Origin of the sequence: Phenylobacterium sp. (assembly GCF_016124325.1) — a bacterium.
In the GTDB taxonomy this organism is placed as follows: Bacteria; Pseudomonadota; Alphaproteobacteria; order Caulobacterales; family Caulobacteraceae; genus Phenylobacterium.
This window is the reverse complement of the sequence record NZ_WGNY01000007.1, coordinates 1-16,334: the sequence shown is the minus strand read 5'-3', so window position 1 is coordinate 16,334 and position 16,334 is coordinate 1. Positions and strand designations below refer to the sequence as shown.

Sequence of the window (16,334 nt, the reverse complement as noted above, 5' to 3'; positions counted from 1 at the left end):
CGACATGCGGCGGATGATTGCGGTCCTGGCGGGCGTTGCGGCGCTGGCGATGTCGGGCGTCGGCCAGGCCCAGGAGCCCGCCGATGGCCCGCTGCCGCGGGTGAAGGCGAAGATCGATTCCGGACCGATCATCGGCGTGGCGCACGAGCACGCCAATGTCTTCCGCAACATCCCCTTCGCCGCTCCGCCGGTCGGCGATCTGCGCTGGGCGCCGCCCCGGCCCGTGACACCCTGGGCCAAGCCGCGCGAGACCATCTTCCCCGGTCCGTCATGTCCGCAGCCGATGACCAAGGACGGCACGCCCAACACGGGCGGCGCCAACGGGCCGACGTCGGAGGACTGCCTGCAGCTCAACGTCTATGCGCCGAAGGGCGCGAAGGCCGCGCCGGTGATGGTGTGGATCCATGGCGGCAGCCACCGCACCGGCGCCGGCTGGATCTACGACGGCCAGAATTTCGCCCGCGACGGCGTCGTGGTGGTGACGATCAACTACCGCCTGGGCGCCCTGGGCTACTTCGCCCATCCGGCCCTGACCAAGGCGGCCGGCGGCCAGCCCACCGGCAACTTCGGCCTGATGGACCAGATCGCGGCGCTGAAGTGGGTGCAGCGCAATATCCGCGCGTTCGGCGGCGACCCGAAGAACGTCACCGTCTTCGGCGAGTCGGCCGGCGGCATGAGCACGCTGGCGCTGCTGGCCACGCCCTCGGCCCGGGGCCTCTATGAGAAGGCCATCGTGGAGTCCGGCGGCGGCTGGTTCCCGCCCGTGACCCTCGCCGACAAGGAGAAGCAGGGCGCCGAGGCGCTGGAGAAGATCGGGGTGGCGGCCGACGCCAGCGCCGCCGACCTGCGGGCGATCCCCGTGGACAAGCTGGTCCCGATCAACGCCAACTACGGGCCCTTCGTCGACGGCCAGCTGATGACCGAGACGCCCAGCCAGGCGCTGGCCGACGGCCGGTTCGACGACGTGCCCCTCATGATCGGCACCAACTCGGGGGAAGATTCCCTGCTGGGGCCCATGAAGCTGCCGGAAGCCGCGCTGGCCCGCTTCCCCGCCGGCCTGAAGGACGCCTACGCCGACGACCCGGTCCACGCCGACCCCGACCTCCTGGCGCGGGCCATGTTCACCGACCGCTTCATGGGCGGCGCGGCGCGCTGGGTGGCCGCCGAGGCGCACGCGGGCAAGCCGTCGTGGCTCTATTACTTCTCGTATGTCGGGGCCCGGTTCCGCCCGGCGATGACGCGGGCCACCCACGCCGCCGAGATCCAGTACGTCTGGGAATACTGGGGCCGGCGCACGCCGATGAGCACGGTGAGCGCCGACGACCGCGCCATGGCGAGCCTCATGCACGCCTGCTGGGTGGCCTTCGCCAAGGCGGGCGCGCCCAAGTGCGGGGGGACGGCTTGGCCGGCCTACGATCCCAAGGCCGACCAGCTCATGGAATTCGGATCGGACAGCGGGGTGCGCACGCACTTCCGCAAGGTCCAGCTCGACGCCCAGCAGGAGTCGATGCTGCCCGACCTGAAGCTCGGGAAGTAGCCGGGATCAGGCGAGCATGATGCTGGACCGCGGCTCGCGGCCGCCGACGGAGTCGGCGCAGAGCGGCGCGCCGGCGTCCAGGAGCGCCTGCCGGCGGCTGGCGATGCTGGTCGACGTCTGGATCTTCTCGAACGCCAGGAGGGGCCTCAGGGCGTCGTGCTCCAGCACCCGGGCGACGAAGGCGGCGGTCCTCGGCCAGCGGGCCGCGTCGATCGAGAAGCTCACGTAGCCGGCGTTGACGAAGAAGGTGGCGAGCGAGATGTCGGCGAGGCCGATGTCGCCGAACAGGAACCCGCCGGCCGGAACCTGGCCCTCGAGGTAGTCGAGCACGGCGGGCGCGTCCTGCGTCAGGGCCCTCTGCACCCGCGCCTCGTCGGGCGGCGTCTTCCACACGGCGGGCTGGACGAATTTCTGGAAGAACAGGCTCCAGATGAACACGTCGCCCATGCGCGTGTCGGCGAACTCCTCCAGCCAGCGGGCGCGGGCCCGGTCCTTCACGTCGGCGGGCAGCAGCGGCCGCCCGGGATAGGCGTCCTCCAGGTACTGGCAGATCACCGAGGAGTCGCAGAGGGTCAGGTCGCCGTCGATCAGCACGGGAATCCGGCGCAGCGGGCTCATGGCCTCGAAGGCGTCGTCGCCGAAGAAGGGCGTGATCGGGTCGATCTCGTAGGCCAGGCCCTTGAGGTTCAGGCAGGCCAGCACCTTGCGGACATACGGGCTGACATAGCTGCCGATGATCTTCATGCGCGCCTCCCGGGACCCGACGCCTCAGGTGTGGCGCCGGGGCCGGAACGGCAAGGGCCAGTCGCCTGCGCGTGGCTCAGAAGCTGAGGACGCGGGCTTCCTTGACGTGCGGCAGGGCCTGGATCTTCTCCAGCAGCTTGCCGTTCGGATCCTGGTCGATGCCGATCAGGGCGATGGCGTCCTCGCCGGCGTCGATGCGGCCCAGGTTGAAGGTCGCGATGTTGACGCCGCTGTCGGCCAGGAGCGCGCCGATCGAGCCGATGAAGCCCGGCTTGTCGAGGTTGTTCACATAGAGCATGCGCGGCGAGAACGGCGCGTCGAGCTCCATGCCCTTCACCTCCACGATGCGCGGCGCGCCCGCCATGACCGAACCGGCGAACGAGCGCTTGCCCTTCTCGGTGGTCACGGTGATCCGCATGAGGCTTTCGTAGATCGGCGAGTCCTCCTGGCGGCTCTCCGAGACGGTCACGCCGCGCTCCTTGGCGACCGCCGGGGCCGAGACCATGTTCACCTCGGCCAGCATGGGACGCAGCACGCCGGCCAAGGCCGCGGCGCTGAGGGGCCGGGTGTTGAGCTTGGAGACCTCGCCCTCGAAGGCGATGTCCACGCCCTTGATGCCGAAGTCGACCATCTGGCCGGCCAGGGCGCCCAGCTTCTCGGCCAGGGCCACGAACGGCTTCAGGCGCGGCGCCTCCTCGGCGGTGACCGAGGGGCTGTTGAGGGCGTTGGTGACGGCGCCGTTGACGAGGTAGTCGCTCATCTGTTCGGCCACCTGCAGGGCGACGTTCTCCTGGGCCTCGTTGGTCGAGGCGCCGAGGTGCGGCGTGGCGATGAAGTTCTCCGCGCCGAACAGCACGTTCGCCTTGGCCGGCTCCTCGACGAACACGTCGAAGGCCGCGCCGCCCACATGGCCGTCGTCGAGCGCCTTGCGCAGGGCCGCCTCGTCCACCAGCCCGCCGCGGGCGCAGTTGACGATCAGCACGCCCTTCCGGGTCTTGGCCAGGTTCTCGGCCGACAGGATGTTGCGCGTCTTGTCGGTGAGCGGGGTGTGCAGGGTGATGATGTCGGCCCGCGCCAGCAGCTCGTCCAGCTCGACCTTCTCGACGCCGATCTCCACCGCGCGCTCGGGCGACAGGAACGGGTCGTAGGCCACCACCTTCATCTTCAGGCCGTTGGCGCGGTCGGCGACGATCGAGCCGATGTTGCCGGCGCCGATCAGGCCCAGGGTCTTGGCGTAGAGCTCGACGCCCATGAAGCGGTTCTTCTCCCACTTGCCGGCCTGGGTGGAGACATCGGCGGCGGGGAGCTGGCGGGCCAGCGCGAACATCATGGCGATGGCGTGCTCGGCGGTGGTGATCGAGTTGCCGAAGGGGGTGTTCATCACCACCACGCCGGCGGCGGTGGCGGCCGGGATGTCGACGTTGTCGACGCCGATGCCGGCGCGGCCGACCACTTTCAGGTTCTTGGCGGCGGCGATGACGTCCTTGTCGACCTTGGTGGCCGAGCGGATGGCGAGGCCGTCGTAGTCGCCGATGATCTTGAGCAGCTCTTCCTTGGGCAGGCCGGTCTTCACGTCGGCGTCGACGCCGCGCTGCTTGAAGATGTCGACGGCGGCGGGGCTCAGTTTGTCGGCGATGAGAACGCGGGGCATGGAGGGTTTCCTCGCAACGCCCCTCCCCCTTGCGGGGAGGGGTTGGGGTGGGGGTGTGGAACTGGAGAGGGGGTTTCGCACCCCCATCCCCGGCCCTTCCCCGCAAGGGGGAAGGGAGGAATGCGTCAGACGGCTTGGAGGTCGGCGGAGACGGACGCGAAGGCCCAGTCGAGCCAGGGCGTCAGCGCGTCGAGGTCGGCGGTGTCCACCGTGGTGCCGCACCAGATGCGCAGGCCGGGCGGGGCGTCGCGATAGCCGCCGATGTCGAGGGCCACGCCTTCCTTCTCCAGCGCCGAGGCCAGCTTCTTGGCGAAGTCGGCCTGGACGTCGGGGGCCAGCCCGGTCACGCGCGGATCGACCACCTTCAGGCATACGGAGGTGTTGGACCGCGTCGCCGGATCCTCCGCGAGGAAGTCGACCCAGGGCGTCTTGGCGACCCAGTCGGCGAGCACGGCCAGATTGGCGTCGGCGCGCCGCTGCAGCTCGGCCAGCCCGCCGATCTTGGCGGCCCAGCCCAGGGCGTCGAGATAGTCTTCCACGCAGAGCATCGACGGGGTGTTGATCGTCGCGCCCTCGAAGATCTCGGCGTTGACCTTGCCGCCCTTGGTCATGCGGAACAGCTTGGGCATGGGCCACGGCGGCGCGTAGCTCTCCAGCCGGGCGACGGCCCGCGGCGACAGGATCAGCACGCCGTGCGCGGCCTCGCCGCCCAGGGCCTTCTGCCAGGAGAAGGTCACGGCATCCAGCTTGGCCCAGTCGAGCGGCTGGGCGAACGCCGCCGAGGTGGCGTCGCAGATCACCACGCCTTCGCGGTCGGCCGAGATGAAGTCGCCGTTCGGCACGCGCACGCCCGAGGTGGTGCCGTTCCAGGTGAAGACCAGGTCGGCGTCGGGGCGGACCTTCGAAAGATCGGGCAGCCGGCCGTAGGGCGCGTCCAGCACCTCGGCGTCCAGCTTGAGCTGCTTCACCACGTCGGTGACCCAGTCCTTGCCGAAGCTCTCGAAGGCGAGCAGCTGCACCGGCTTGGGGCCCAGCATCGACCACATGGCCATCTCGACGGCCCCGGTGTCGGAACCAGGCACGATGCCGACGAGGTAGTCGTCGGGCACGCCCAGCACCTCGCGGGTGCGGTCGATGGCCTGCTTCAGCCGGCCCTTGCCGAGCTTGGAGCGGTGCGAGCGGCCGAGGACGGCGCCGGTCAGGTTTTGAGGGGTCCATCCGGGGCGCTTGGCGCACGGGCCGGAAGAGAACTCGGGACGAGCCGGGCGCATGGCCGGCGTCGGTAGGTCAGTCACAGCGATGTCTCCCATCCTTGCAGATGGGCAGCGCCCCGTTGGGAGGGCGTGGCCCGCGCGCCAAAAGCCAGGGTTCGAGCCGCAGCGCAAGCGGAAGTTTTCTGAACGCACCTCTCAGCGGCGCTATGGCGCAGGCGCTCCGCGTCAGGCCGCGGCGCGAACGCTCCGCTGGCGCCAAGCCTGAATGGTGCCCCAGCCGAGGCTCAGGATGATGGCGCAGAAGTTGGCGTTGTTGATCGTCACGTGCAGGGCGTCCTTCGGCCGTTCCAGCACGAAGTAGAAGGCGTGCAAGCCGAACTGGAGACCGTAGAGCAGCATGACGACGCCCAGCCAGACGCTGGCGTAGCGCAGCGTCAACGGCAGCAGGGCCACGGCGGTGAGCCCATCGATCGCCAGGAGGATGCGCTGGTCGTGCAGGAGGTTTTCGTTGGCGGCGGTGGCCATGAGGTTGGCCAGGATGATGAGCGCGCCGATACGCTCAGGCGTTCCGCCCTTCACCAGGGCGAATACGCAAGACCCCAGACAAAACGCCAGGGCGATCAGGAATATCGTATAGGCCGACATGGTGCTGCACCCCTTAGAACTCAAAGGGGTGCAGCAACAGTTAAAGTCTAGAAAGCTTAGGCGTCAGACGACTTCGCGCATCACCGCCGGGGCGGCCTTCGCGGAGGCTTCGACGGGCTTTTCGAGGCCCATCTTGGTCCGGATGCCGAGGCGCAGCTTGGCCTCGTTGAGTTCGTTGTGGACGCCGACCATGGCGGTGCGAGCTTCGCTCAGCGCCTTCATGGCTTCCATCATCTTCGCCTGCACATCGTCGGCGAAGACGAGCGAGACGTTCACGTCTTGCCGGGCCTTGAGCATTTCGCCCATCAGTTCAGCGGCTTCAACGAGAGCGCTGTCGACGGCCGCTTCGGTCGTGAACAGCTTCTTGGCCACGCGCTGGGCCACGAATGCCTTATCCATGTGGGAACACCCCTTAAAGTTACCCGACACCCGTTAAGGTAAAGCAGTGGTTAAGCTGCACGCAACCGATTCAGGAGTTGTTAACCATGTTTTCTTCTGCGGCTAGTTGTAGCGTGGCGCCAAAGCCACAGCCGGGCCCGCTTCGCGCGAAGTCGTCGTAGCGCCACGGAAGCGAAGCGTTAGGATTATCTGGTCTATCACCCGGCCTATGAGTGCGCGGGGCGCCAATACGGAAGACGGGCCGCCGAAGAGTTCGGCGCCGACTGCGACGTTTCATGCACGCGTCGCGAGTGTCGGGCTGATCACCACGGTCGTCGTTCTGGTGGCCGCCTGCCTCACCTTCATGCTGCAGCAGTGGGCGGTCGCGCGCACCCAGTCGCATCGCTTCCACGAAAGCCTCGCGGTCACGGCGGCGCAGATGGCCTCGCCCGGGATGGCCCCCAGCGAGCGCATTCGGCTGGGCCAGGCGATCGCGTCCATTCAGGCCAGTCCCGACGTCATTTCGGCGCAGATCGTCGACGCCTCGGGGCGCGAGCTGGCGACCATGCGCAACAACGCGCCCGCCGCCGGCGAGGTCGAGACGATCGAGCAACCGATCGTGGTCGCCGGCAAGCCGGCCGGTAAGATCAGCGTCGTGGTCGCCCAGCCGTCGCTGGCGCCGATGCTGCCGCAGTTCATCGCGCTGACCTTCGTCCTGCTGTTCGGCGGCGTGGGCGTGGCCCTGTTCCTGGCGCGCAGCCTCGCGCACCGGGTGATCCAGCCGGTCCAGACCCTGTCGAAGGCGATGCACGACGTGGCCGCGGGCGGCAGCTTCACGCCGGTGGTGGTCGAGGCCCGCGACGAGCTGTTCGAGAGCCTGACCAAGAGCTTCAACCACTTGCTGGGCAAGCTGGCCGAGCGGGAGGACGACCTGAAGCGGGCCATGCGCGAGCTCGAACTCGCCCGCGACGCCGCCAACGCGGCCAATGTGCTGAAGACCCAGTTCCTGGCCAATATGAGCCACGAGATCCGCACCCCGCTGAACGGCGTGCTGGCGATGGCCGAGGTCATGTCGATGGGCCAGCTGGACGACGTCCAGCGCGACCGCCTCGACGTCATCCGCCGGTCGGGCGGCCTGCTGCTGGCGGTGCTGAACGACGTGCTGGACCTGTCGAAGATCGAGGCGGGCAAGCTGACGCTGTTCGAGGACGACTTCGACCTCGAGTCGGTGGTCATCCAGGCGCGCGACAGCTTCGCGGTGATGGCCGAGGCCAAGAACCTGGAGTTCGCGGTCGACGTGACCGACGAGGCTCGGGGCTGGTGGCGCGGCGACGCCGACCGCCTGCGCCAGATCGTGGGCAATCTGATTTCCAACGCCGTCAAGTTCACCCCTCAGGGCTCGGTCACCGCCTCGTTCGACGCCGCCCCGTCGGGCGCCCTCAAGGTGGTGGTGCGCGACACCGGCGTCGGCATCGCGCCCGAGAAGCTGCCCAGCCTGTTCGAGAAATTCACCCAGGCCGACAATTCGGCGACGCGCCGCTTCGGCGGCACCGGCCTCGGCCTGGCGATCTGCCGCGAGCTGACCCAGATGATGGGCGGCTCCATCAATGTGGAAAGCCGCGAGGGCCATGGTTCGACCTTCACGGTCGAGCTGCCCCTGAGGCGCGGCGGTCCCTCCTCGGTCGATGCGCCGGAGACGGCCGTGGCGTCGGACGAGGGCGACCTGCGCCTGCTCGCGGCCGAGGACAACCCGACCAACCAGCAGGTCCTGGCCGCCGTGCTGGGCTCGCTGGGCATCGACGTCCACATCGTCCCCGACGGCAAGGAGGCCGTGGAGGCCTGGCGCACCGGGGTCTACGACCTGATCCTCATGGATATCCAGATGCCGGTGATGGACGGCATCACCGCCGCGACCAAGATTCGCGAGGGCGAGAAGCAGAGCGGCCGCCGCCGCACGCCGATCGTGGCGCTCACCGCCAACGCCATGAGCCACCAGGTCGAGGAATACCTCGCCGCGGGCATGGACGCCCACGTCGCCAAGCCGATCGAGATCGCCAAGCTCTACGACGCCATCGCCACCACGCTGAACGCGGCGGCGACGGGCGCGACGCCGGGCCGGACGGCCGCCCAGTCGGCCGCCTGAACGCGCCGTCATCTAGCTGAACCTCCGCCAACGGCCCGCCTCAGCCGGGCTTCAGGCGCGCCATGGTCTTCTCTGCGTCATGGACGGCCCGACCTTGGCCGCCCGCGAACAGGAGGACCTGTCATGAAGACCCTTATCGCCGCCCTCGCCGCCGCGACCGCCGTCGCCGCCGTGGCTGGCCCCGCCGCCGCCCATCCCGACGGCTACAACCATGGCCGCTACGTCGACCAGCGGGACTACCGCGACCACCGCGCCCACCGCGACCCCGGCGTCAACGCCCGCCAGGCCCAGGCCGAACGCCGCATCGAGCACGGGTTGCGAACCGGCGCCCTGACCGCTCGCGAGGCGCGCCGGCTGCGTGAGGAGGCTCGCGACATCGCCCGCCTCGAGGCGCGCTACCGCCGCGGCGGCTTCAACTGGAACGAGCGCGCCGAACTGGATCGGCGTCTGGACCGGCTGGAGTGGAACATCGCGCGCGAAAGCCATGACCGTGACTACGGCTACGGGTACGGCTATCGCCGCTAATCCCCGGTCATGATCGCGCCGGGCGCCCTCGCGGTTTCCGCCGCGGGGGCGCAGCGCTTCAGGCCGTGATACGTAAGACGCTCTCGACCACCGTGACGGCCCGGCCGCGGATCAGGACGCGGTCGCCGCGGACCTCGCAGTCCAGGTCGCCGCCCCGGCCCGGATAGGCCTGGTGGAAGCTCACCGAAGCGCGGCCCAGCTTGTCGGCGAAGAGCGGCGCCAGGATGCAGTGCAGCGAACCCGTGGTCGGATCCTCGGGGATGCCCGACCCGGGCGCGAAGAACCGGTCCACAACGTCATGGCCCGCGCCCTCGGCCGCCAGCGCGGCGACCCCCACGTTGCCGCGGCCGCCGGTCGCGGCGCCGGAGATCGACTTGAGCATCGGGAGGTCGGGGGCGAGGCCGCGCACGACGGCCGGGTCGTCGAAGAGCGCGACCAGATAGGGGCCCGCCCAGACCTCGGCGGGCGCCGCGCCCAGGGCCTCGGCCAATCCGGCGGGAACCTCGGTGCGGACGGGCGGCTGGGCCGGAAAATCCATCTCGTAGCGTTCGCCGTCGCGCCGGACGATCAGCGGGCCCGACTGGGTGTCGAAGGTCGCCGCCGCGGCGCCCAGGCCCAGTTCGGCGAACAGCACATGGCTGGAGGCGAGCGTGGCGTGCCCGCAAAGCGGAACCTCCAGCGCCGGGGTGAACCAGCGCAGGCCGAAACGAGCCGGATCGGGGGTCCGGAGCAGGAAGGCCGTCTCGGCCTGGTTGTTCTCGGCGGCCAGGGCTTGCATCCAGGCGGCCTCGGGCCAGGCGTCGAACGGCTCGACCACGCAGGCGGGATTGCCCCGGAACGGGCGATCGGCAAAGGCGTCGATGGTCCACTGGCGCATGGCGAAATCCTCGAGATTGCATCGTTCACTTGCGTTCCGCCGTCGCGGGCGGCAAGGGCCACTTCCCGCCCGGCGGACCTGCCGGCGGCATTCGGGGAACGCCCATGGCCCATGAGATCAGCGACGGCGGGTTCACGCTCAGCGACGACGCCGGGCGTTTCGACCTCGCCCGCGCCCACCGCTGGATCGGGCAGGAGAGCTATTGGGCCGCCGGCATTCCCCTGGACACCTTCGCTAAGGCCTGCGCCAACAGCCTGGTCGTCGGGGGCTACGCCGCCGACGGCGCCATGGCGGCGATGGCCCGTGTGGTCACCGACCGGGCCACCTTCGGCTGGATCTGCGACGTGTTCGTGGACGAGGCGTTCCGCGGTCAGGGGCTGGGCAAGCGGCTGATGGCCTACCTCAGGGGCCACCCCGACCTGCAGGGCTTCCGCCGGCTCCACCTGGCCACCCGCGACGCCCACGGCCTCTACGCCCAGTTCGGGTTCGTTCCCCTGACCAAGGTCGAGAGCTGGATGGAGATCCGCGTCCGAGACCCCTACGCGAGCTAGCCGACCACCTCGAGCTCGGGCCAACGCACGGTCGCACGTGCGACCGTGCGGGCGAAGTTGATGCTGGGCCGGGTCGGATTAGGGCGCAGGCGCCGGGCGAACAGGTCCTCCAGCCCGAACGGGGCCTCCACGGCGATGGCGTCGTCGGGCCCGAGCCGGACCCCCACCGCGAACATCGGGCTCTCGAAGCGGGTGAGCGCCTCCGCCGTGCAGGACAGCGGCGAATAGTGTTCGCCGAACTTGCCTTCGAACCAGAGGTGCACGCGCGCCTGGTTGCGCACCTCGACCAGCTCGCGGAGCGGCGGCTCGAAGGCCGCGGCGACGCGCCGGATCACGATGTCCTCGGCGTCGTAGGACGTGTCGGAGGCGTCGAAATAGCCGACGTCGTAGTCGCGGATTCCGTAGTCGATCGGCCGGCCGCCCAGGTGGTTGAGCACCCGCTGGTAGACGGCGCCGGAGAAGACCATCCAGTCCGGCGGCGCCAGCTCGCGCATCGTCGTCAGCACCTGCATCAACGGCGCCGAGCGGCGCAGGATGGCGTCGAGCTCCGTCTGCAGGTTCATGCGCGACCCCGCAGCGGCCAGCCGTGATCCAGCGGGCCGTGGCCGCCGCCCAGCCCCGGCGCGCGCAGCATGGCCTCGTGCACATAGTCCCAGGCGCGCGCGACGGCGGCGTCGAGCGGCAGGCCCTGGGCGACGCCGGTGGCGCAGGCCGAAGCCAGCGTGCAGCCCGTGCCGTGGGTGTGGCGCGTCTCGAGGCGTTCGCCTTCGAAGAGTGTCTCGCCGTCCGGGGTCATCAGCACGTCGACCACCCGCTCGCCCGGAACGTGGCCGCCTTTCACCAGCACCGCCTTGGCGCCCGCCGCCAGCAGCGCCTCGCCGGCGCGCCGCTGGTCGTCGACGCTCGCGACCGTGAACCCGGTCAGGGCCTCGGCCTCGGGCGCGTTGGGAGTGAGCAGCGCCGCGACGGGGACCAGCCGGTCGCGCACGGCCGCGACGGCGGCCTCCGCCAGCAGGGACGCGCCGCCCTTGGCGACCATCACGGGATCGACCACGGCCGGAACGCCGGCCTCGGCGATCAGCCGCGCGGCGAGGTCGACGGTGGCTGCGTCGCCCAGCATGCCGGTCTTGATCGCGTCGGCGCCGATGTCGGAGAGGACGGCGCGGGCCTGCGCCTCGATCACCTCAAGCGGGACCGGATGCACGCCGCTGACGCCCAGGGTGTTCTGCACCGTGATCGCGGTGATCGCCGTGGCGGCGTAGCCGCCCAGCGCGGTGACGGTCTTGATGTCGGCCTGGACACCGGCGCCGCCGCCGCTGTCGGATCCGGCGATGATCAGGACTCGGCCCGGCGCTGACATGGCCGTGCGATAGCGCGGGCCGGCCGCAATTGCATCGGGATTTACGAAGGATCGCTTCGCCGCCAACGTCCGGGCATGGACGCCGCCGCCTTCGCCGAGCGCTTCGCGCAGGCGCATCAGGACATCTATCTGCACGCCGTGCGCCGCGTGCGCGACAAGCGCGAGCAGCTCACCCGCGAAACCGCCGCCTTCCTCCTGCACCTCGCCGAGGCGGGCCCCATGACCCTGACCGAGCTTTCCCGTCACCTGAACCGCGCGCCCTCGACGCTCTCGGAGATGGTCGATCATCTGGAGGCGAAGGACCTGGTCCGCCGCGAGCCTGATCCCGAGGACGGGCGCCGCGCCCTGGTCTGGCTCACCGCCAATGGCCGAGAGGTCCAGGCGCGGGAGATGTACGCCCTGGATCGCGATCACCTGAGCCGCGCCGCCGCCCGCCTGGGCCCCGAGCAGCGGGCCCGCCTGACCGAAGCGCTCGCCGAACTGATCTCCGCCCTCAAGACCGAAAGGCCCGACCCATGACCCACAACTGCGAAAGCTGCGGCATGCCGATCGAGAACGGCCGCTACTGCCAGTACTGCGTCGACGAGACCGGCGCGCTGCAGGACTTCGACACCCGCTTTTCGCGGATGGTCGACTGGCAGCTCCGCGAGCGGGGCGGCAGCCGCGCCGACGCCGAGCGCGACACGCTCGCCTACATGGCGACCCTGCCGGCGTGGCGGGACCATCCGCGGGTCAAGGCGGGCCAGACTTAATATCGCTTGACAGTTATATTTCTAATAGAGCATATCTTAGGCCATGAGCCCCTTCGAGGCCGTGGCCGAACCGAACCGCCGCCGGATTCTCGACCTCCTGCGTGAGGGCGAGCGGCCGGCCGGCGATCTGGTCGAGGCCCTGGCGATCAGCCAGCCCGGCGTGTCCAAACACCTGAAGCTGCTGCGGGAGGCGGGGCTGGTCAGCGTCCGCGCCGACGGCCAGCGGCGGCTCTACCGCCTCGAACCCGAAGGCCTCGCGGGCCTCGAAGCCTGGCTCAGACCGTACCGTCAATTCTGGGCCGACCGGCTGTCGCGCCTGGAACAGCACCTGGAGCACGAGCAATGACGCCTGGTCCCTTCGCCGGCCTGATCTCGGACGAGCTCGGCCAGGCCGTCGCGCGCGACGACGGCCGCTTCGATCTCATCTTCGAACGGCGGATCAAGAAGCCGGTCGAGAAGGTCTGGGCCGCGCTCACCATCCCCGAGCGCCTCGCCGACTGGTTCTCGCCGGTAGAGCTCGACCTGCGGGTGGGCGGCCACTACCGCATCCTCTTCGCCGACATCGACTACACGGTGGAGGGCGTGATCACCGAGCTGGAGCCGTTGAAGCGCATCACGCACACCTGGCCCGACTCCGAGGATCCGGCCTACGCCGACGCCTACGTGCGCTACGAACTCTGGCCCGACGGCGACGGCTGCCGCCTGCGGCTGACCCAGACGGCGGTGCATCGCAAGTACCTCGGCGCGCTCGCCGGCTGGCACGTCTTCTTCGAGGCCCTGCCCGGCGCCTGCGAAGGCATCCGCACGCTTTGGACCATGGAGCGCGAAACCGAGGTGGGCGAGCGCTACCACGATCTCCTCGCCGCCTTCCCCGCGCCGGAAGGGTCGTGACCATGCCGCCCGCCGACCCGGCCCTCGGGGACGTCCGCCGCACCGGCGACACCTTCGAGGTCGTGTTCCATCGCCGCTACGCACGCCCGATCGAGAAGGTCTGGGCCGCGCTCACCGTCCCCGAGCGGATCGCCGACTGGTTCTGCGAGGTGGAGATGGAGGCGCTTCGCGTGGGCGCGCCGATCCGCCTTTACTTCCGGGAGGTCGACCATCGCGTGGCCGGCCAGATCACCGCCTGCGATCCGCCGCGGCTGTTCGCCTGGACCTGGCCGCAGGACGGGCGACCCTCCGAGGTGCGCTTCGAGCTCACGCCCGACGGCGACGGCTGTCGGCTGACGCTCACGCAGGGCGGGCTCACGCCCAAGGACGGCGCGGGCGTCGCGGCGGGCTGGCATGCTCACCTGGCCGGCGTGGAACGCGCCGCCGACGGAATCCGCATGACCTGGGCCGAGATCCTCGAGGTCGAGAAGGGCGTGAACGAGATCTATCGGTCGCGCCTCCCCGGCTAGCCGGCCGCGCCTTCGATCGCCGCCCGGACCTTCAGGGCCTGGACCGTCTCGAAGACGTCGTGGACGCGGACGGCGGCGACGCCGGCGGCCGCGCCCGCCAGGGCCGCGGCGATCGAGCCGCCGAGCCGCCGGTCGGCCGGGGCCCGGTTGTCGAGCGCGCCGATGAAGCTCTTGCGGCTGGCGCCCAGCAGGACGGGAAAGCCCAGGTCGGTGATCCGGCGCAGGCCCGCCAGCAGGGGCAGGTTATGGCGGATCATGTGCTTGCCGAAGCCGATCCCGGGATCGAGCCAGATCCGGTCCCGGGCCACGCCGGCCGCGATGGCCGCTTCGGCGCGCTCGATCAGGAACGCGCCGACTTCGCCGACCACGTCGTCGTAGCGGGGCTCGGCCTGCATGGTGCGCGGTTCGCCCTGCATGTGCATCAGCACCACCTCGCAGCCCAGCTCCGCCGCCGTCTCCAGGCTGTCGGGCGCGTGGCGGAGCGCGGTGACGTCGTTCCAGATCGAGGCGCCGGCGGCCATCGCCGCGCGGGCCGCCTGCGGCTTCATGGTGTCGACCGAGATCGGGACGCCGCTCTCCGCGCGGATGGCCTCGATCAGGGGGACGAGCCGCTCGATCTCGGTCTCGGCGGCCACGGGCTCGGCGCCCGGACGGGTGGACTCCGCGCCCAGGTCCAGGATGTCGGCGCCCTCGGCGATCAGCCGGCGGGCGTGGGCCAGGGCCGCGGCCGGGTCGAGGTGGAGTCCGCCGTCGGAGAAGCTGTCGGGGGTTGCGTTCACGATCCCCATGACGCGCGGGCGGGCGATGGCGGGCGGCGAAGCGCTCACGGGATCTCGGCTAGCCGCCCTTCTTCAAGGTGAGGGGCAGGGAGCCGCCCGCCTGGCGCCATTGGCCTTCCAGCGTCTGGCCGTCGGCCGAGAGCCTGCCGGAGAAGCCGCCGACCCCCTTCAGCGTGACGGTCACCTCGTCGCCCACGTGGGTCAGGGCCGCCACCATCTGCATGGGGCTCTGGTCGGGGGATTCGAAGAGGGCCAGCGTGCCCTTGGCGTCGGTCTTCACGCGCAGCAGCAGGTGCAGGTCGCCCTGCGGCGCGGCGAGCACGCCCGCCCAGTCGCCGTCGAGGCCCGCCACCACCGGCCGCGGCGGAACCACGCCCCGGGCAAGGGTGAGCGGCAGTTCGACGCCGTTCTGCGTGAAGGTCCCGACCCAGGCGGCGGCGCCCGCGTCCCACTTGCCGGAGAAGGCGGCCCGGGCCGCCGGGGCCTCGAAGGCGAAGGCGTCGTCCGTCCCGGAGATGCCGGTCATGGGGATCTTCATGACCACCTGGTCCGGGCTTTCGGCATAGCCGCCGTAGCCGCCCTTGCCGTCACGGGCCACGTGCACGGCGATGGTCAGCTCGACGTCGCCGGGCGCGGTGACCTTGCCGATCCAGTCGCCGACGATGTCCTCGGCGCGGACGGGGCCGGCCAGCGCCGCCGCAGCGGCCGCGCCGATGATCCAGCCCCGCATGCGGGTCGCGCTCCGGCTTACGCCGGCTCGGCGCTGGGCTTGGGCGAGATCGGCACGGCCACCGACGGGCCGGTCGGCCGCTTGGTGTCGGCCTCGTCGCGGCTGGGCATGACGCCCTTCAGCACGTTGGTGATCTCGTCGCCGGTCAGGGTCTCGTATTCCAGGAGCGCCTTGGCCAGCCGGTGCAGGTCTTCCAACTTCTCGGTCAGGATGCGCCGGGCCTCGCTCTCGCCGCCCTCCACGAGGCGGCGAACCTCCTCGTCGATGATCTTGGCGGTCTCTTCCGAGACGTTCTGGTTGCGCGCGACCGAGTGGCCCAGGAACACCTCTTCCTGGTTCTCGCCGTACTCCACCGCGCCCAGGCGGTCGGAGAAGCCCCACTTGGTGACCATGGCGCGGGCCAGCTTGGTGGCCTGGCTGATGTCGGAGCTGGCGCCCGAGGTGATCTTGTCCTTGCCGAAGATGATCTCCTCGGCCACGCGGCCGCCGAACAGGATCGCGAGCCGCGAGGTCATCTGCTCGTAGCTCATCGAGTACTTGTCGCGCTCGGGCAGCTGCAGGACCATGCCCAGGGCGCGGCCGCGCGGGATGATCGTGGCCTTGTGCACCGGGTCGGTGTTGGCGACGTTCAGGGTCACCAGGGCGTGGCCGCCCTCGTGGTAGGCGGTCAGCTTCTTCTCGTCCTCGGTCATGACCATGGACCGGCGCTCGGCGCCCATCATGACCTTGTCCTTGGCGTCCTCGAACTCGAGCTGCGTCACGAGCCGCTTGTTCCGTCGCGCCGCCAGCAGCGCCGCTTCGTTCACCAGGTTGGCGAGATCGGCGCCCGAGAAGCCCGGCGTACCGCGCGCGATGACCTTGGGATCGACGTCTGGCGCCAGCGGCACCTTGCGCATGTGCACGCGCAGGATTTTTTCGCGGCCCATCACATCCGGATTGGGCACGATGATCTGGCGGTCGAAGCGGCCGGGACGCAGCAGGGCCGGGTCGAGCACGTCGGGCCGGTTGGTGGCCGCGATCAGGATGATGCCCTCGTTGGCCTCGAAGC

20 protein-coding genes are annotated in these 16,334 nt (G+C 70.3%); 9 read left to right on the top strand and 11 right to left on the bottom strand.

The genetic code is table 11. The features are described from left to right. The first annotated feature begins 4 nt into the window (after positions 1-4). Complete coding sequence (locus GC203_RS03215) at positions 5-1,537, top strand: carboxylesterase family protein (protein ID WP_293451273.1); 1,533 nt, start codon at positions 5-7, stop codon at positions 1,535-1,537. 6 nt (positions 1,538-1,543) lie between these two features. Here the strand turns inward: GC203_RS03215 and GC203_RS03210 are convergent, their stop codons facing one another. The 5 genes from GC203_RS03210 to GC203_RS03190 all read right to left on the bottom strand — a co-directional run bounded on the left by GC203_RS03210 (position 1,544) and on the right by GC203_RS03190 (position 6,190). Then, on the bottom strand, positions 1,544-2,281 hold the full coding sequence (locus tag GC203_RS03210; protein WP_293451271.1) for a glutathione S-transferase family protein: 738 nt from the start codon (positions 2,279-2,281) through the stop codon (positions 1,544-1,546). Between the two features lie 76 nt (positions 2,282-2,357). Continuing rightward, positions 2,358-3,932: a phosphoglycerate dehydrogenase gene (serA, locus tag GC203_RS03205; protein WP_293451269.1), complete on the bottom strand. Its 1,575-nt coding sequence runs from the start codon at positions 3,930-3,932 to the stop codon at positions 2,358-2,360. Between the two features lie 125 nt (positions 3,933-4,057). Then, positions 4,058-5,242 (bottom strand): phosphoserine transaminase, encoded by a 1,185-nt coding sequence (locus tag GC203_RS03200; RefSeq protein ID WP_293451267.1) that lies wholly within the window; start codon positions 5,240-5,242, stop codon positions 4,058-4,060. A 129-nt stretch (positions 5,243-5,371) separates the two neighbouring features. Next, positions 5,372-5,791 (bottom strand): hypothetical protein, encoded by a 420-nt coding sequence (locus GC203_RS03195; protein ID WP_293451265.1) that lies wholly within the window; start codon positions 5,789-5,791, stop codon positions 5,372-5,374. A 63-nt stretch (positions 5,792-5,854) separates the two neighbouring features. Then, entirely contained in the window at positions 5,855-6,190 is a 336-nt protein-coding gene (locus GC203_RS03190) for a hypothetical protein (RefSeq protein WP_293451263.1), read from the bottom strand. A gap of 208 nt (positions 6,191-6,398) precedes the next feature. Between GC203_RS03190 and GC203_RS03185 the strand changes: the two genes are divergently transcribed. Both GC203_RS03185 and GC203_RS03180 read left to right on the top strand, forming a co-directional pair. Next, a complete protein-coding gene (locus GC203_RS03185) occupies positions 6,399-8,312 on the top strand; it encodes an ATP-binding protein (RefSeq protein WP_293451261.1) in 1,914 nt (637 codons plus the stop codon). Between the two features lie 123 nt (positions 8,313-8,435). Beyond that, positions 8,436-8,837 carry a hypothetical protein gene (locus GC203_RS03180; RefSeq protein WP_293451259.1) on the top strand — a complete coding sequence of 134 codons (402 nt, stop codon included), beginning with the start codon at positions 8,436-8,438 and terminating at the stop codon, positions 8,835-8,837. Positions 8,838-8,895: 58 nt separating this feature from the next. Here GC203_RS03180 and GC203_RS03175 read toward each other — a convergent pair whose 3' ends face one another. Next, positions 8,896-9,714: a PhzF family phenazine biosynthesis protein gene (locus GC203_RS03175; RefSeq protein WP_293451257.1), complete on the bottom strand. Its 819-nt coding sequence runs from the start codon at positions 9,712-9,714 to the stop codon at positions 8,896-8,898. 104 nt (positions 9,715-9,818) lie between these two features. On the opposite strand from GC203_RS03175, the gene GC203_RS03170 reads away from it, so the two are divergent. Continuing rightward, positions 9,819-10,265, top strand: coding sequence for a GNAT family N-acetyltransferase (locus GC203_RS03170; RefSeq protein ID WP_293451255.1), 447 nt, complete (start codon positions 9,819-9,821; stop codon positions 10,263-10,265). On the opposite strand, the gene GC203_RS03165 is transcribed toward GC203_RS03170, so the two are convergent. Both GC203_RS03165 and thiD read right to left on the bottom strand, forming a co-directional pair. Further along, a complete protein-coding gene (locus GC203_RS03165; RefSeq protein ID WP_293451253.1) occupies positions 10,262-10,828 on the bottom strand; it encodes a nucleotidyltransferase family protein in 567 nt (188 codons plus the stop codon). The genes GC203_RS03170 and GC203_RS03165 overlap by 4 nt on opposite strands. Then, on the bottom strand, positions 10,825-11,625 hold the full coding sequence (thiD, locus tag GC203_RS03160; protein WP_293451251.1) for a bifunctional hydroxymethylpyrimidine kinase/phosphomethylpyrimidine kinase: 801 nt from the start codon (positions 11,623-11,625) through the stop codon (positions 10,825-10,827). Before thiD ends, GC203_RS03165 begins: the two co-directional genes overlap by 4 nt. A gap of 75 nt (positions 11,626-11,700) precedes the next feature. Here thiD and GC203_RS03155 point away from each other — a divergent pair, with 75 nt between their 5' ends. From GC203_RS03155 to GC203_RS03135, 5 genes are read left to right on the top strand one after another with little or no spacing between them, the layout of a single operon-like run. Next, positions 11,701-12,144, top strand: a complete 444-nt coding sequence (locus tag GC203_RS03155) for a MarR family transcriptional regulator (RefSeq protein WP_293451249.1) — start codon at positions 11,701-11,703, stop codon at positions 12,142-12,144. After that, positions 12,141-12,377, top strand: coding sequence for a hypothetical protein (locus GC203_RS03150; RefSeq protein WP_293451247.1), 237 nt, complete (start codon positions 12,141-12,143; stop codon positions 12,375-12,377). The genes GC203_RS03155 and GC203_RS03150 overlap by 4 nt, the downstream gene beginning before the upstream one ends. 43 nt (positions 12,378-12,420) lie before the next feature. After that, entirely contained in the window at positions 12,421-12,723 is a 303-nt protein-coding gene (locus GC203_RS03145) for a metalloregulator ArsR/SmtB family transcription factor (RefSeq protein WP_293451245.1), read from the top strand. Further along, positions 12,720-13,268 carry an SRPBCC domain-containing protein gene (locus GC203_RS03140; protein WP_293451243.1) on the top strand — a complete coding sequence of 183 codons (549 nt, stop codon included), beginning with the start codon at positions 12,720-12,722 and terminating at the stop codon, positions 13,266-13,268. Before GC203_RS03145 ends, GC203_RS03140 begins: the two co-directional genes overlap by 4 nt. A gap of 2 nt (positions 13,269-13,270) precedes the next feature. Continuing rightward, positions 13,271-13,777 carry an SRPBCC family protein gene (locus GC203_RS03135; RefSeq protein ID WP_293451381.1) on the top strand — a complete coding sequence of 169 codons (507 nt, stop codon included), beginning with the start codon at positions 13,271-13,273 and terminating at the stop codon, positions 13,775-13,777. Here the strand turns inward: GC203_RS03135 and folP are convergent. From folP to GC203_RS03120, 3 genes are all read right to left on the bottom strand, one after another. Continuing rightward, positions 13,774-14,565, bottom strand: a complete 792-nt coding sequence (folP, locus tag GC203_RS03130; protein ID WP_293451379.1) for a dihydropteroate synthase — start codon at positions 14,563-14,565, stop codon at positions 13,774-13,776. The genes GC203_RS03135 and folP overlap by 4 nt on opposite strands. Before the next feature lie 49 nt (positions 14,566-14,614). After that, on the bottom strand, positions 14,615-15,286 hold the full coding sequence (locus GC203_RS03125; RefSeq protein ID WP_293451241.1) for a hypothetical protein: 672 nt from the start codon (positions 15,284-15,286) through the stop codon (positions 14,615-14,617). Positions 15,287-15,303: 17 nt separating this feature from the next. Beyond that, on the bottom strand, positions 15,304-16,334 hold a 1,031-nt coding region (locus tag GC203_RS03120; RefSeq protein ID WP_293451239.1), incomplete at its 5' end, for an AAA family ATPase.

Excerpts from the sequence above, each read along its gene's own strand:
- GC203_RS03215 (WP_293451273.1), top strand. The coding sequence starts at position 5 with ATGCGGCGGATGATTGCGGTCCTGGCGGGCGTTGCGGCGCTGGCGATG.
- GC203_RS03210 (WP_293451271.1), bottom strand. The coding sequence starts at position 2,281 with ATGAAGATCATCGGCAGCTATGTCAGCCCGTATGTCCGCAAGGTGCTG.
- serA (WP_293451269.1), bottom strand. The coding sequence starts at position 3,932 with ATGCCCCGCGTTCTCATCGCCGACAAACTGAGCCCCGCCGCCGTCGAC.
- GC203_RS03200 (WP_293451267.1), bottom strand. The coding sequence starts at position 5,242 with ATGGGAGACATCGCTGTGACTGACCTACCGACGCCGGCCATGCGCCCG.
- GC203_RS03195 (WP_293451265.1), bottom strand. The coding sequence starts at position 5,791 with ATGTCGGCCTATACGATATTCCTGATCGCCCTGGCGTTTTGTCTGGGG.
- GC203_RS03190 (WP_293451263.1), bottom strand. The coding sequence starts at position 6,190 with ATGGATAAGGCATTCGTGGCCCAGCGCGTGGCCAAGAAGCTGTTCACG.
- GC203_RS03185 (WP_293451261.1), top strand. The coding sequence starts at position 6,399 with ATGAGTGCGCGGGGCGCCAATACGGAAGACGGGCCGCCGAAGAGTTCG.
- GC203_RS03180 (WP_293451259.1), top strand. The coding sequence starts at position 8,436 with ATGAAGACCCTTATCGCCGCCCTCGCCGCCGCGACCGCCGTCGCCGCC.
- GC203_RS03175 (WP_293451257.1), bottom strand. The coding sequence starts at position 9,714 with ATGCGCCAGTGGACCATCGACGCCTTTGCCGATCGCCCGTTCCGGGGC.
- GC203_RS03170 (WP_293451255.1), top strand. The coding sequence starts at position 9,819 with ATGGCCCATGAGATCAGCGACGGCGGGTTCACGCTCAGCGACGACGCC.
- GC203_RS03165 (WP_293451253.1), bottom strand. The coding sequence starts at position 10,828 with ATGAACCTGCAGACGGAGCTCGACGCCATCCTGCGCCGCTCGGCGCCG.
- thiD (WP_293451251.1), bottom strand. The coding sequence starts at position 11,625 with ATGTCAGCGCCGGGCCGAGTCCTGATCATCGCCGGATCCGACAGCGGC.
- GC203_RS03155 (WP_293451249.1), top strand. The coding sequence starts at position 11,701 with ATGGACGCCGCCGCCTTCGCCGAGCGCTTCGCGCAGGCGCATCAGGAC.
- GC203_RS03150 (WP_293451247.1), top strand. The coding sequence starts at position 12,141 with ATGACCCACAACTGCGAAAGCTGCGGCATGCCGATCGAGAACGGCCGC.
- GC203_RS03145 (WP_293451245.1), top strand. The coding sequence starts at position 12,421 with ATGAGCCCCTTCGAGGCCGTGGCCGAACCGAACCGCCGCCGGATTCTC.
- GC203_RS03140 (WP_293451243.1), top strand. The coding sequence starts at position 12,720 with ATGACGCCTGGTCCCTTCGCCGGCCTGATCTCGGACGAGCTCGGCCAG.
- GC203_RS03135 (WP_293451381.1), top strand. The coding sequence starts at position 13,271 with ATGCCGCCCGCCGACCCGGCCCTCGGGGACGTCCGCCGCACCGGCGAC.
- folP (WP_293451379.1), bottom strand. The coding sequence starts at position 14,565 with ATGGGGATCGTGAACGCAACCCCCGACAGCTTCTCCGACGGCGGACTC.
- GC203_RS03125 (WP_293451241.1), bottom strand. The coding sequence starts at position 15,286 with ATGCGGGGCTGGATCATCGGCGCGGCCGCTGCGGCGGCGCTGGCCGGC.